Below are 14,451 nucleotides of genomic sequence, written 5' to 3'. Positions count from 1 at the left end.
GCCCCCTCCGGCACCGGCTCGAACGACGATGTTGTTCGTATCACATGGCGCCGGAGGGAGCGAGAGTCAGGCGCTCACGGCCTCCGGGGCGGCGCTGCTGAATTGTCCGGCCGGCGCGAAGCGGGCGAGGACCTCGTCGTGCGGCTCTCCGGCCACCGCGGCGATGAAGCCCTCCACGTCCTCGCGGGTCCGCAGACCGAGCAGCGGATTCGGTTCGGAGAGGAGACCGAACAGGGCCGACGCGATGGCGGGACTGACGGCGGCAGCCGGAAACGACAACTCCAGGTGGGTCGCGTAGTCGGGGTCGCCCAGGTAAAGGCGGGTGACCTCGACGGCGGCCCGTCCGCGTCGCTCCCAATGCTTCTCGAATTCCGCCGACAGCCATTCGGCGGTGAACTCGCCCTCGTGGCCGCGAGCGGCCTTCACCAGTTCGGCGACCTGGATCAGCGAGTTCTGCGCACCCTGCCCCGCAACCGGGTCGACGGCGATCGCGGTGTCACCGATCGCCGCTACCGGATGCCCGCCCGCGGTGGTGGCGACAGCCTGCCGCACGGTCGGGGTGACCGCACCCTTGAGCCACGACACCGGATCGGACTCGATGACCTGCAACCGGTCGATGACCGGCGCATCCTCCGGGAAGTATTCGGCGAAAATGCCGGAGATGGTCTGCCGGGCCGAGACCGCGTCGTGGACGTCATCGATCCGGGCGGCCCACGCCCCGTCGGGCTTGGCGAAGACGATGAACGACCACGTCGGGCCGGCGTCCTTGTGCAGGAACGGTCCGACGAAGATCTCACCGTTCTGCGCATCCAGGTTGAACAGCGAGTGGTCGCCGCCCGCGCTGCTGCGGTAAGCGAAGGATTCGGGGCCGTGGTCGACGCCGGTCAGGGTGACCTGCAGCAGACGACGCTGCGGTTCCCGGTAGTGACTACGTGATTCGTCGACCGGGAAGAGCGTCGACAAACCGCCCTTGCCGGTCGCGACGAGGGTGATGTCGGCGTCGGCGGCGATCGCGTCGAGGCGGTCGAGCCCGATCTGCCCCACCTCGAATCGTCCACCGCGGTCCAGGAACCGGGCCAGGCGGTCGTCGGCACGCAGGCGCAGGTCGACAGCCTGTGCGACGTAGCCGTAGTCCGGATTGAACTCGAGGACCGCGGCGCGCTCGTCGCCTGCACCCGAGTACAGACGAGCGCTGATACCCGTCGTGTTGCCGACCTCGTACAGGTCGTCGATGATCTCGGCGTCCCACTCGCGCGGCTTTCCGAAGAGCACCCCGACCCCGGTCGGCGGCACCTTGTCGCGCAGCGACTCGCGGTCCCGGTCGCTGTAGAGCGTGACGTCGAATCCGGCGTCGACGAATCCGAGTGCCGCGCTGGTCCCGGCCAGCCCGGCCCCGATGATCGCGACCGATCGTCGTGCTGTCATGAGTGGATCTCCCCTGGTTGTCGGCGTGGAATGACTGCTCGACAGCGTGCCGGGGCGATCGGTGTGGCTGAAGGGTTAGACGCACCGAGAACGAATCGGCGCGTCGGCGCCGGCTCGGGTGGGGACGCTACGCGTCGTCGCGAACCCGGCGGTACCGCTCGTAGATCACCTGTCCGCCGTAGGTCCGGGTCTCGGCGAGCGACAGCCGGATCGTGTCGGCGACCGGCGGCAGCAACGGGGTACCGCCACCGACGATGACCGGGTAGCGGAAGATGCGGAACTCGTCGACGAATCCGAGTTCGCTTGCCTGCCGGGCCAAGTCGGCGCCGCCGATCTCCACGTCACCGTCGGTCGAGTCCAGCACCGCGGTGAGCTCGTCGGCCAGCGATCCCTGCGCCAACCGCGCGTTGCCCTCGACCGACGCGAGGGTGCGGCTGAAGACCACCTTGGGCAGCGCCGACCAGATGTCGGCGAACGCGGCATCCGCGTCGTTCTCACGCATCCGCGGGTCGGTCTCCCAGACCAGCATCGTCTCGTAGAGCCGTCGCCCGCACACGAAGGCACCGAGTTCGCCGACCCGTTCGGTGTGGAAGGCGAACAGATCGTCAGAGGGGACCGACCAGTTGAAGTTGCCGTCGCGGTCGGAGATGAAGCCGTCCACCGAGACGCCCATCGACAAGAGCAGCATGCGGGGATGTTACGACGCCTCGCCGACACAGTCGCGGACTCCGACGCAGCAGGTGAATCCACGAGTCTGCTGTGAGGTCCGACGACACCCCGCTCGTGCCAGGCTTCCCTCAGGTGCGGGCAAGTACCATCGCCCTCTGTGCGTACGCCCCTGACCGATGCGACACCCGTCGCAACCCCGAACGAGGACGCCGCGACCGGCAACACGTCCGGGTACCGGCTGGACCTCGACGGGCTGCGCGGCATCGCGATCGCGCTGGTCGCGATCTTCCATGTCTGGTTCGGCCGGGTGTCCGGCGGCGTCGACGTCTTCCTGACCCTGTCCGGTTACTTCTTCGTCGCGTCTCTGCTCAAGCACGTCCTGGCGACCCAGCCCACGACGAGTTCCTGGGGCGCGGCGATCAATCCGTGGCCGCGATTCTCCCGGCTCCTGCGCCGGTTGCTGCCCGCTCTGCTGCTGGTCCTCGCGGTCACCGCCGGACTGATCGCGCTGATCATGCCGACGACGCGTTGGGGACCGCTCGGGGCCGAACTGCAGGCCAGTGCCCTGTACTACCAGAACTGGCACCTCGCGTTCGAGTCGCAGGACTACGCGGCCGCCGACTCCGCGAACAGCCCGATGCAGCATCTCTGGTCCATGTCGATGCAGGGCCAGTTCTTCGTCCTCACCCTCGTCTGCGCGCTGGCACTGGGCGCGGTGCTGCGTGCCCTCGGCCGGCGATCCGCATTCTTCGCCGACCCCAAGGTGGTCCGTGGAGTCGTCGGGATCGCGCTCGGCGTCGTCGCACTGGGCTCCTTCGCGTGGGCCAACTACCGCCACGGGATCAACCAGCCCTTCACCTACTACGACACCGTGGCCCGTCTGTGGGAACCGCTCGTGGGCGGACTCCTCGCGGTGTGGATGCCGCGGATCGCGCTGTCGCAGCGGGTGCGTGACCTACTGGGACTCGTGGCCCTGGGCCTCATCGTGACGTGTGGCTGGTGGATCGCCGGCGTCCAGGAATACCCCGCGGCGTGGGCGCTCGTCCCCGTGGGAGCGACGCTGATCCTCATCTGGGTCGGCTCGTCCCAGACCGCCCCCATCGATCAGGCCCCCGTCGATCAGAAGACGGCGTCCGGCCAGACCTCGATCCGATCCGGGGTGAGCCGCGGTCTCGCCCATCCCCGGCTGGTGTGGCTGGGCTCGATCGCCTACGCGCTGTACCTGTGGCACTGGCCGCTGCTCATCTTCTACCTGGCGTGGCGCTATCAGGACGACGTCTCGTGGTTCGAGGGCTCCGCCATTCTGGCCGTGTCCGTGCTGCTCGCCTGGCTGACCACGAAGTACGTCGAGGCGCCGCTGCGTGCCGGGTCGGCGAAGCGGAAGCAGTCCCCGGTGCCGCCCGATGCCGATGGCGTGGTCGCGCGGCCGCCGTTCGAGAAGACCAGAGGCTACCGGCGCGCCCTCGTCGCGGTACTGGTCGTCATCAGCGTCGCAGCCGGCGCCGCCGCGGTGACCTGGCAGCGCGACGCCGCCAACGCCACCCTCGACACCCAGAACCTCGACCCACGGCTGTACCCGGGTGCGCGGGCATTCCTCGACGGCGCTCCGGTACCGAACGTGACCGCACAACCGAGTCCCCAAGTCGTCGACATGGACTGGCCGATCACCTCCTACGACTCGATCATCAGCGGCTGGAAGGACCCGTCCATCAAGGTCGGGTACTACGGCAACGTGAACGCCACCCGAACCATCGCGCTGGTCGGCGGTTCGCATGCGGAACAGTGGATCACCGCGCTCGACGCCATCGGCAAGCGCCACGACTTCCGCGTGACCACCTACCTCAAGGTCGGGTGCGCCCTCACGACCGAGCACGTGTTCACGTGGTTCGGCCAGAAGTACTACCAGTGCAACGACTGGTCGCGTCGCGTCATGGAGCGGCTCGCCGTCGACAAGCCGGATGTCGTGTTCACCAACAGCACCCGGCCCGTCGAGTCGGGCGACGGCGACTACGTCCCCAAGGACTACGAAGAGATCTTCGCCGAGTTCCGCGACCGCGGGCAGCGGGTCGTCGCGGTCCGCGACAACCCCTGGGCGACCGGACAACTCAAGCCGCCGGAGTGTCTCGCCAGCGGACGCAAACCCGAGGTGTGCGGCGTGCCCCGAGCACAGGCGATGGCGCCGGCCGACCCCGCCGCCGCGCTCGCCGGCGAGTTCCCCAACATGAGCTTCCTCGACTACACCGACGCCATGTGCGACGACGAGTACTGCCCCGCGGTCGTCGGGAACATCCTGGTGTGGCACGACTTCCACCACCTCTCGGCGACCTTCGTCCGCAGCCTCATCCCTGCCGTCGAAGCCGATCTACAGCGGTCGCTGGGTTGGTGGTGAGCGGACGGCACACCACCTCAGTGCCGCTCGCGAAAGTGCACCGGCCGTCGTTGCCGGTACTCGACGACGGTGCCGGCCGGACGATGCCATCCCGGCTCGGCCCGAACGGTCAACTCGACCGCGGGGCAGCCGGATTCGACCGGAGGCACCGATACTCGGACGTCCACGTGGTCACCGCGAGGTCGTACCGCGAGCACCTCTGCGCAACCGACATTCGCGACGCCGGATACGATCTCCAGGTCCCCGGGCCGCAGCATCACCACTCCTGCCCCGTGGCCCGGCCGGCGAATGCGTAACCGTCCTGCCGCGCACGAGACCTCGCCGTCGTCGGCTTCGCCCGGCAGATCCGTCATCTCCCCGAACATGCGCGCGACCTCCGCGTCGACGGGCTCGAGGTAGATCTCCTCGGGTGTCCCGACCTGGCGCACGCAACCCGCCATCAACACCACGACGTGGTCGGCCATCGCCATCGCCTCCTCACGGTCGTGAGTGACCAACAGCCCACTCGAACCCTCCGCCAGGATCGTGGCCCGGACATGCTCGCGCAGCTGCGTCCTCAGCTGGGCATCAAGTGCCGAAAACGGTTCGTCCAGCCCGATGACAGCTGGTCGGGGTGCGAGCGCGCGGGCCAGTGCCACCCGTTGGCGCTGACCGCCGGACAGCGAATTGGGCCGTCGATCGCCGAACTCCTCCAGCCCGACCACGTCGAGCAACTCAGCAATCCGGGCCGCCCGGCCGGGCATACGTCTCCACCAGGGACCGAGTCCGAACCCGACGTTGCCCGCGACGGTCAGATTGTCGAACAGCGCCCCCTCTTGTGGCACCAACCCGAACCTCCGACGTTCGGGTCGAACCCCCACCGGGCGGGTTCGGGCAGAGCCGGCCGAGGCGACCTCGACACCGTCGATCTCGATGCGACCCGCTCGGATCGGCTCGAGACCCGCGATCGCGCGCAACAGGGTCGTCTTACCGCAGCCCGATGGACCGATGACCGCCGTGATCGACCCGGCGGGAACGTGAAAGGACACGCCGTCGAGAACGGTCGTGCTGCCGTACACGACCGAGACGTCGTCTACACGAACCGCGTTCCTCATGCGTGGCGTGCCCTTCCGAACAGTGCGGATAGCGCCGCGGTGGGTAGCGACGAGACGACGATCAGAACCAACCCGAGGACGGCTGCGCGACCGTAACTCAAGTCGTTGTTCAGACTCCACATATCCGTTGCGAGAGTTCGTGTGCCGATCGGGGCAAGCATCAAGGTGGCGGGTAGTTCCTTGGCAACCGACAAGAACGCGAGAGCGGAGCCGGCCATGATCGCCGGCATCACCAACGGGAGTTGCACACGCACCGCGGTCGTCAGCGGTCCCGCACCGAGAGTGCGCGAGACCTCGGACACCGCACACGGGATGGAGTCGACACCGGATCGGATCGGACCCAGACAGACCGGCAGGAACAGGACCGCATAGGTGGCGATGAGCATCGTGGCGGTGAGGTAGAGGTCCGGGACGACGCGGGTGCCCAAGAAGACCATCGAGAGCGCAACGGTCACACCCGGCAACGTATAACCGAGGTAGGACACGGCCTCGACAGTGTCCCCGGTCCTGCTACGCGGACGAGATATGAAGAATGCCAACGGCAATGCGAGAAGGGCGATGACGATGGCCGCCTGTACCGAGAGCAACGTCGTGGTCCGGGCGTACGGACCCACCCAGGCCAGCAGTTCGCCGACGCTGTCGAATCCGAGCCGGCGGGACTCGCTGATCTCGCGTAACAGCCCGACGATCGGAAGGCAGACGCCCACCGCGACGGTGGCTGTGACGAGACCCCAGGCCACCGGCCGGTTCTTCGAGACCCTCGACCGCGACGGGGTGGCACTTGGATCGACGTGGCGTCGTGCTCGCCGTTCGACGACGGCGAGCGCCACCGCGACGAGTGCGAGAACCACACCGTAGAGTGCGGCGACCGAACGGTCCAGGGTTCCGTTGTAGGCGTTGTAGATCCCCACGGTGAACGGCTCGAAGCGGACGATCGCGGGTCCACCGAAATCGCTGATCGCGTACAGCGCAACCAGCAGTCCACCCGCAACGACCCCCGTGCGAACACGCGGGAGAGTCACGCGCACAAAGGCTTCGAGCGGACCACAGCCCAGAGTGCGGGCGGCATCCTCATCAGTGCGGCCGGTACCGGAAAGCAGCGCCACCGTCGGCAGCATGACCAGGGGATAACAGGCCAGGGTCAAGACGAGTGCAGCCGCCCCCAGGCCCTCGAATCCCGGGAACAGACGGGTCCACACAAAGCCCGATACGTACGAGGGGATCGCGAGCGGCGCCGCGAGTAACGCGATGACGAATGCGCGCCCGCGCCCCACCCCGCGGGACACACACCACGCCAGCACGACCCCGATGATGATCGACGCGCACGTGACGATCGCTGCGAGCTGAACCGTGCGCCAGAGAAGTTGACCGGTGCGCGGGCGGAACAGAAGCGCGGTCGCCTGATCGATCCCGATGTCGGCGACCCGAACGACGAGATAGACCGCGGGCGTGATCAACAACAGGGCGATGCAGACGCTGATCGTGCACAACAGCATTCGCCCCGGCCGGAGATGACGGCCGGGACGAATCCTGGTGTTGACCAACAGGTCAGACAGCGCCGACCTCGCGCAGCAACTCATCTGTGCCGACGACATCGGCCAGTTCGTCGAGGGCGATCTGCGGCGGTGACAGCTGCTCCAGCGTCGGCAGTCCCTCGACCGGGAGCGGCTCGTTCCCGACCACCGGGTACTCGCCCACCTCGGTGGCGAAGTAGGTCTGGGTCTCCGGCGTCAGCAACTGTCGGACGAATTCGAAGGCCTGCTCCTTGTCGGACGCGGTCTTGAGGACACCGATCGCACCCACGTTCACGAGCGCGCCCGGATCGCCGTCGGAGAAGAAGTGCAGTCGCCCGGGAACGTTCTCGATTCCCTTCTCCTGCACCTCCTGGACCCAGTAGTAGTGGTTGGTGAGTCCCGCTGCGAGTTGTCCGGTGTTCACGCCCTCCACGATGGGCCCGTTGCCCTCGAACGACTTGGGGTCGTTGGCAAGGAAGGCGGTGAGCCAAGCGCGAGCGCCATCGTCGCCGCGAGTGAGTCGGAGCGCAGTCACGAAGGACTTGAACGAGGCATTCGTGGGGGCGTAACCGACCTTGCCACGCATCTCGGGCGCGAGAAGTCCGTCGATGCCCGCCGGGAGGGTGGCCGGATCCACCTGCGCCGGATCGAAGATCAACACACGAGAGCGCGCCGACGTGGACACCCAGGTGCCGGTCTCAGACCGGTAGGCCTCGGGGACGTTCTCGGCGATGTCTGCGGGGAGGGGTTCGAGGAGTCCGGCCTCGGCAAGAGCGCCGAGCTCGCCGGCATCTTGCGCGAAGAAGAGGTCGGCCGGGCTACCGTCGCCCTCCTCCAGGATCTGCGCGGCCTTCTTGTCGTACGCCGCCGTCACCGGAACCGTCGCGTCGATTCGTTCCACCAGCGGACCCACCAGAGACTCCGAACGTCCCGAGTAGAGCACGAGCGCCTCGTCGTCGTTCGACGAATCGCTTCCTGTGCAGGCCGCGAGCAACCCGGCGGCCATGATCGCCGCCCCAGCGGTGGCGACCACTCGTCGAACCCATCGTCTTGTGTGCACTTGCCGATACTCCTCTGTTCTCGGGACACCAATGAACCTTCACCCCCGACCAAGCCAGGTAAGCCTAACCGATACTGGCGCAAGGTCGGACAAAACGGTCGTAGTCCGGTGACCGCCTGGGCGGCCGGCTTGCCCTCAGCCCACCGCGGTCAGCAGAGCCCGCGGCCCGGCGAACACCGTCTCGCGGACGTGGTTTCGGGCGAGAGTCCAGGCGGGACAGTCACATCGGGCCGCGACACCGCGCGCGTCGACGCCCTGGTCGCGGCACAACGCGATGGCGCGGCGCAGGTGGAAACCCTGCGTCACGATGACCACCTCGTCGACGCCGAACACCTCGCGGGCGCGTCGGCAGCTCGCCGCGGTGTCGAGGCCGGCCGGGTCGTCGACGATCGCCCGCGGGTGGACACCACGTTCCTCGAGATAGCTTCGCATCACCGCGGGTTCGTTTCCGGCTTCCTCGGAACCGTTGCCCGAGTTGATGATCCGGTCCACTCCCCTGGACCGGTCCAGCTCCAGCGCCGTGTCGAGCCGGCCTCGCACGTAGTCGCCGGGCGAGCCGTCGTCGTAGACGAGGGAACCCAGCACCAGCAGCGTGGACCGGCGGGCCGGCGCCGTCGCGTCGTCGATCCTGCCGACCGACGAGAAGTACATCCAGGTGACGGCCAGGGTGATCCACAGTTCGACCAGCACCAGCAGCACCGGTACGACGAGACGAGCACCTGACCTCACCCCTACAACGTAGGGGGACCGACTCTTAACATGCCCATTCGAGCCCCGACCCGGCAGTCGCCCCGTGATACTGAGGGGACCTCGGTCGCGCTCAGCCTGTGCGCGCATCCATTTCGTGGTGTGAAAGTGATGGTGCGATGCCGTACATGCCGGTCACCTCGTCGATGTTCCTCCTCGCCGAGACGCGGGAGCAGCCCATGCACGTGGGCGGACTCCAACTGTTCGTACCGCGCGAGGGCCAGTCGTCGAGCGAACTCGCCGAAGAGATCATCGAGGCGTTCTGCGGCTGCACCGAAGTCCATCCGACCTTCCGCAAGCGGCCGGCGGTACCGGTGACCCTGCTGGGCAACGTGGCGTGGTCCTTCGACGACGAGATCGACTTCGACTACCACGTCCGCCGGACTGTGCTCCCCCGCCCCGGCCGCGTCCGCGAGCTGCTGCGATACGTCTCCCTCAACCATGGGGCCCTGATGGACCGGTTCCGACCGATGTGGGAGATCCACGTCATCGAGGGTCTCGACGACGGCCGGGTGGCGCTCTACAGCAAGATCCACCACTCCGTCGTCGACGGCGTCTCCGCGTTGCGCCTGCTCCAGCGGACCTTGTCCGACGACCCTGACGACCGGTCGGGTACTGCACCCTGGGACCCGGCGCTGGTCGAGCGTCGACCCCCGCGCCCCTCGCCGAGTCTGCGCAGCCGGGTGTCCAGCCTGGCGAACGTGGCCGGCCAGGTCGCAGGCCTCGGGCCCGCGGCCGCGAAGGTCGCGGTGGCCGGCCTCCGCGACCCGGAGTTCGTCGCCCCACTGGGACGGGCCCCGCGCACGATTCTCGACGTCGCGATCGGGAGCGCCCGCCGATTCGCCTCGCAGCAGTGGGAGATCGACCGTCTTCGGGCAGTGGCCGATGCCCGGAACATCACCCTCAACGACGTGATCGTCGCGATGTGTTCAGGAGCCCTGCGGTCGTACCTCATCGACCAGGACGCCCTGCCCGACGCCCCGCTCATCGCGGCGGTGCCGGTGTCGATGCACACCGACGGCGATGACGACGGCAACGCGGTGACCGCCATCCTGGTGAGTCTCGCGACCGATGAGCCGGATCCCGAACGCCGCCTGGACAAACTCGTCGAGTCGGCGCGCCATAGCAAGTCGGTGGTCCGGGGCCTTCGTCCGCTGCAGGCCCTCGCGCTGGGCGCGGCGAATTTCGCGCCGCTCGCCTTCGCGACCGTGCCCGGCTTCGTCCAGTACGTCCCCCCGCAGTTCAACATCATCATCAGCAACGTCCCCGGGCCGTCGAAGCACCTGTACTGGAACGGCGCCCGCCTCGACGGCGTGTACCCGGTCTCCATCCCGACGCAGGGCCTCGCGCTCAACATCACCGTGACCAGCACTGCCGAGCACATCAACTTCGGGCTGATCGGCGCCCGGGCCCAGCTCCCGAGCCTGCAACGCCTGCTCACGCACCTCGACACGGCGCTGGAAGAACTCGAGAAGGTCGCGCGAACGCGGTGACGTCTCCGAGCGGCCGTGGCCCGGACGCGGCTTCGGACACCCTGACTCGACAGTAAGTTACTCGCGAGTATCATCTGATATGAGGTAGACCAGCGTAATTAGGCCAGCCTTGGCAGCGCGCCGGTGGCGCAACGAATTACGGTTACCTGTAGTACACCGCCCCGTGGTACCCAGCCTCGCGTTCCGCGACCGGGGGCGGACGACCTAGACGAAAGGCCGGTACGCGCCCGTGACTACCACGACGATTGCCATCGGCACGACAGCCGCGGTGATCAGCCTCCTCTGCTGGTACCTGTTCCTCGGTGGCGTGGTGCGGATCTTCCGCACCATCAAGCTCGGGCACAAGGTCGACAGCTCCCGCTTCTGGCCCATCCTCCCGCGCTTCCTGACGATGATGAAGGAATTCATCGTCCACACGCGCATGGTGAAGTTCCGCACCGTCGGCTGGGCGCACTGGCTCGTGATGGTCGGCTTCCTCGGCGGATTCCTGCTGTGGTTCGAGGCCTACGGACAGTCCATCAACCCGGAGTTCCAGTGGCCCGTCTTCGGTGACACCTTCGCGTGGCACCTCTGGGACGAACTCCTCGGCATCGCCACCGTCGTCGGCATCATCGTGCTGATCGTGATCCGCCAGCTCAACCACCCGCGCGTCCCCGAGCGGTTGTCGCGCTTCGGCGGTTCGCGCTTCGGACCGGCCTACTTCGTCGAGGTCATCGTGCTGCTCGAGGGCCTGGGCATGATCCTGGTCAAGGCGTCGAAGATCGCGACCTACGGCCACGCGAACGCCTACTCCGACTTCTTCACCATGCAGGTCGCGAAGATCCTCCCGGCCTCGCCGACCCTGGTGTCGATCTTCGCCGTGATCAAGCTGATGAGCGGCATGGTCTGGCTGGCGATGGTCGGCATGAACATCAGCTGGGGCGTTGCCTGGCACCGTTTCTCGGCCTTCTTCAACATCTACTTCAAGCGCGAGCAGGACGGCGGCGTCGCCCTCGGTGCCGCGAAGCCGATGATGAGCCAGGGCAAGGTCCTCGACATGGAGACCGCCGATCCCGATGTCGACGCGTTCGGCGCCGGCAAGATCGAGGACTTCTCCTGGAAGGGATGGCTCGACTTCACCACGTGTACCGAGTGTGGCCGCTGCCAGTCGCAGTGTCCGGCGTGGAACACCGGCAAGCCGCTGAGCCCGAAGCTGCTCATCATGTCGCTGCGCGACCACGGCAACGCCAAGGCCCCGTACCTGCTCGCCGGTGGCCGCAAGGACATGGGCGGCGACGAGGTCGGCCTCGTCGATGCCGACGGCAACGTCCTCGAGGACAAACTCAACGCGATCCCCGAGTCGGCGCGCGCCGAGGCGGCCCGCAAGCTCGTCGGTGAATCGAAGGGCGATCTCGGCGGCGGTCAGGTCGTCGAAGCCGTGGAGGGTGAGTTCGATCCCGAGGCGCTCGGTGCCGTCATCGACACCGAGACCCTGTGGAGCTGCACCACCTGCGGTGCCTGCGTCGAGCAGTGCCCGGTCGACATCGAGCACGTCGACCACATCCTCGACATGCGCCGCTACCAGGTCCTGATCGAGTCGGACTTCCCGACCGAGCTGGCCGGCATGTTCAAGAACCTCGAGAACAAGGGCAACCCGTGGGGCCAGAACGCCTCCGCGCGCACCGCCTGGATCGACGAGATGGACATCGAGATCCCGGTCTTCGGCAAGGACGTCGAGTCGTTCGAGGGCTTCGAGTACCTGTTCTGGGTCGGCTGTGCCGGTGCCTACGAGGACCGCGCCAAGAAGACCACCAAAGCCGTCGCCGAGCTCCTCGACATGGCCGCGGTGAACTTCATGGTCCTCGGCGAGGGCGAGACCTGTACCGGTGACTCCGCACGACGTGCCGGCAACGAGTTCCTGTTCCAGATGCTCGCGCAGCAGAACATCGAGATGCTCGGCGAGGTCTTCGCGACCGCGCCCGAGCAGCGCAAGAAGGTCGTCGTCACCTGTGCGCACTGCTTCAACGCACTGGGCAACGAGTACCCGCAGCTGGGCGCGAAGTACGAGGTCGTCCACCACACGCAGCTGCTGAATCGTCTCGTGCGCGAGAAGCGACTCGTTCCGGTCGCACCACTGGGCGAGGGCGTCACCTACCACGACCCGTGCTACCTGGGCCGCCACAACAAGGTCTACGACGCCCCGCGTGAGTTGATGGGTGCGGCCGGTTCGACGCTGACCGAGATGCCGCGTCACGGCGAACGGTCCATGTGCTGTGGTGCCGGCGGCGCCCGGATGTGGATGGAAGAACAGATCGGCAAGCGGATCAACATCGACCGGGTCGACGAGGCACTCGACACGCTCGGCGACACGACCGGCGATCAGGTCAAGAAGGTCGCGACCGGCTGTCCGTTCTGCCGCGTCATGCTCACCGACGGTGTCACCGCCCGGACGAGCGGTACCGAGTCCGAGGGCAAGGTCGAGGTCGTCGACGTCGCGCAGTTGCTGCTCGAATCGGTGAAGCGCGACCGGACCGAGGTCAAACTCGGCGGCCGGTTCCTCGGACCGCGTCCCACCCTCGCCGAACCGGAGCCGGAACCCGAGCCCGAGAAGGTGCCCGCGGCGGCGACTGCGTCGGCCGCGGCCACCGAGGCCGCGCCGAAGCCGAAGGTCGGCCTGGGCATGAAGGGCGGCAAGAAGCCGGGCGCGGCGGCCAAGACCGCGGCACCGGAAGCACCCGCCGAGAAGGCACCCGCCGAGAAGAAGCCGGCATCGAAGGGCTTCGGCATGAAGGGCGGCAAGAAGCCCGGTGCCGCAGCGGCGTCGGCCGCCCCGGAGCCGGCAGCCGCCGAGACCGCAGCCGAGGCACCCGCCGAGAAGAAGCCCGCAGCCAAGGGCTTCGGCATGAAGGGCGGCGCCAAGCGTCCCGGTGCCGCGAGCAAGCCCGCCGGTGGTACCGCCGAGCCGGTGCCGGCCGAGACCGAGTCGTCCGAGGCGGTCAAGGAGGAGGTCGCCGAGGCCACCGCCGAGACGCCGCAGGCCGAGAAGAAGCCCGCATCCAAGGGCTTCGGCATGGGCAAGGCCAAGCGCCCGGGTCAGAAGACCACCAACGCGGCGGCCCCCGCCGCCGGGGTGACCGCGCCCGCCGAGAGCAAGGTCGACGAGAGCGAGTCGGCCCCGGACGCCGCCCCGACCGTGGACACGGAATCGGCCTCGGCGACAGCGGGAACGACGACAGCGGAGTCGGCTACCGCGGGATCGGCGACGGAATCACCCGTTGCTGCGGCAACGGAAGAGAAGCCCGGCAAGGCCAAGGGCTTCGGGATGTCCGCGGGCAAGAAGCGGCCCGGCGGTATCGGCAAGGCCGCGGCCAAGCCGGCCGCGGCACCTGCCGAGGCTGCGGACGCCCCCGCTCCCGAGGCGGAAGTCGAACCGGCCGAGACCGCCGAGGCACCGGCTGCCGAGGCTACGGCTGCTGAGACTCCAGCCGCCGAGGCACCGCAGGGCGGCTCGGCCGCCGTGCTGACCGAGGAGAAGCCGGCCAAGGCCAAGGGCTTCGGCATGGCCGCGGGCAAGAAGCGACCGGGCGGCGCGAGCAAGGCCGCACCGGCAGCTGCTCCGGCTCCGGAAGCGGCCCCTGAGCCGGAACCGACGCCAGAACCCGATGCCCCGCAGGCCGAGGAGGCACCAGCCGAGGCCGCAGCGACCGAAGCGCCCGGCGACGAGGCCCCGGCCACCGAGGCTTCGGTAACAGAGACCGACGACGCGGGGACGGCCGAGGTCGAGACCGCGGGCGACGCAGACGACGCCGACACAGAAGCGGCGCCTGCGGCGTCGAGCAACGGTTCGTCCGCCGCTCGCACGGTCGCCGAGACCGGGGCGTCGAAGGCCAAGGGCTTCGGCATCGCGGCCGGCAAGAAGCGGCCCGGCCACAAGTAGAACTCTCAGCAAGGCAGACAGATGTCGTCTTTAGTTGGGCCCATGGCCCCGCCAGACCCCATAACTCCTTTAGGGTGTGCACAGCGTAGACACCCCCCACCAAAGCCTTTTTCACCCGCTGCGACAAAGTAACCCTGGTGTGGC

At 68.0% G+C, this 14,451-nt stretch carries 9 protein-coding genes; 3 read left to right on the top strand and 6 right to left on the bottom strand.

The window, feature by feature from the left end; genetic code table 11:
• Positions 1-66: 66 nt before the first annotated feature.
• Both ACFUEJ_RS08120 and ACFUEJ_RS08115 read right to left on the bottom strand, forming a co-directional pair.
• On the bottom strand, positions 67-1,425 hold the full coding sequence (locus tag ACFUEJ_RS08120) for a styrene monooxygenase/indole monooxygenase family protein (protein WP_388028552.1): 1,359 nt from the start codon (positions 1,423-1,425) through the stop codon (positions 67-69).
• Between the two features lie 127 nt (positions 1,426-1,552).
• Positions 1,553-2,113, bottom strand: a complete 561-nt coding sequence (locus tag ACFUEJ_RS08115) for a dihydrofolate reductase family protein (RefSeq protein ID WP_388028550.1) — start codon at positions 2,111-2,113, stop codon at positions 1,553-1,555.
• A gap of 138 nt (positions 2,114-2,251) precedes the next feature.
• Between ACFUEJ_RS08115 and ACFUEJ_RS08110 the strand changes: the two genes are divergently transcribed.
• Complete coding sequence (locus ACFUEJ_RS08110; RefSeq protein WP_078114006.1) at positions 2,252-4,483, top strand: acyltransferase family protein; 2,232 nt, start codon at positions 2,252-2,254, stop codon at positions 4,481-4,483.
• A gap of 17 nt (positions 4,484-4,500) precedes the next feature.
• On the opposite strand, the gene ACFUEJ_RS08105 is transcribed toward ACFUEJ_RS08110, so the two are convergent.
• The 4 genes from ACFUEJ_RS08105 to ACFUEJ_RS08090 form a co-directional block, all read right to left on the bottom strand.
• Positions 4,501-5,577, bottom strand: a complete 1,077-nt coding sequence (locus tag ACFUEJ_RS08105) for an ABC transporter ATP-binding protein (RefSeq protein ID WP_226514174.1) — start codon at positions 5,575-5,577, stop codon at positions 4,501-4,503.
• Positions 5,574-7,172: an iron ABC transporter permease gene (locus ACFUEJ_RS08100; RefSeq protein WP_226514175.1), complete on the bottom strand. Its 1,599-nt coding sequence runs from the start codon at positions 7,170-7,172 to the stop codon at positions 5,574-5,576. Before ACFUEJ_RS08100 ends, ACFUEJ_RS08105 begins: the two co-directional genes overlap by 4 nt.
• On the bottom strand, positions 7,126-8,097 hold the full coding sequence (locus ACFUEJ_RS08095) for an extracellular solute-binding protein (protein WP_226514300.1): 972 nt from the start codon (positions 8,095-8,097) through the stop codon (positions 7,126-7,128). Before ACFUEJ_RS08095 ends, ACFUEJ_RS08100 begins: the two co-directional genes overlap by 47 nt.
• A 189-nt stretch (positions 8,098-8,286) precedes the next feature.
• Positions 8,287-8,802, bottom strand: a complete 516-nt coding sequence (locus ACFUEJ_RS08090) for a vancomycin high temperature exclusion protein (RefSeq protein WP_388028707.1) — start codon at positions 8,800-8,802, stop codon at positions 8,287-8,289.
• Between the two features lie 215 nt (positions 8,803-9,017).
• On the opposite strand from ACFUEJ_RS08090, the gene ACFUEJ_RS08085 reads away from it, so the two are divergent.
• Positions 9,018-10,391 carry a wax ester/triacylglycerol synthase family O-acyltransferase gene (locus ACFUEJ_RS08085; protein ID WP_159371547.1) on the top strand — a complete coding sequence of 458 codons (1,374 nt, stop codon included), beginning with the start codon at positions 9,018-9,020 and terminating at the stop codon, positions 10,389-10,391.
• A 229-nt stretch (positions 10,392-10,620) separates the two neighbouring features.
• Positions 10,621-14,307: a (Fe-S)-binding protein gene (locus ACFUEJ_RS08080; RefSeq protein WP_388028546.1), complete on the top strand. Its 3,687-nt coding sequence runs from the start codon at positions 10,621-10,623 to the stop codon at positions 14,305-14,307.
• Positions 14,308-14,451: the final 144 nt, after the last annotated feature.

Source organism: Gordonia sp. NPDC057258, assembly GCF_042668985.1.
GTDB lineage: Bacteria > Actinomycetota > Actinomycetes > Mycobacteriales > Mycobacteriaceae > Gordonia > Gordonia hongkongensis.
The sequence above is the reverse complement of the archived record's forward strand: the minus strand, read 5'-3'. Positions and strand labels throughout refer to the sequence as shown.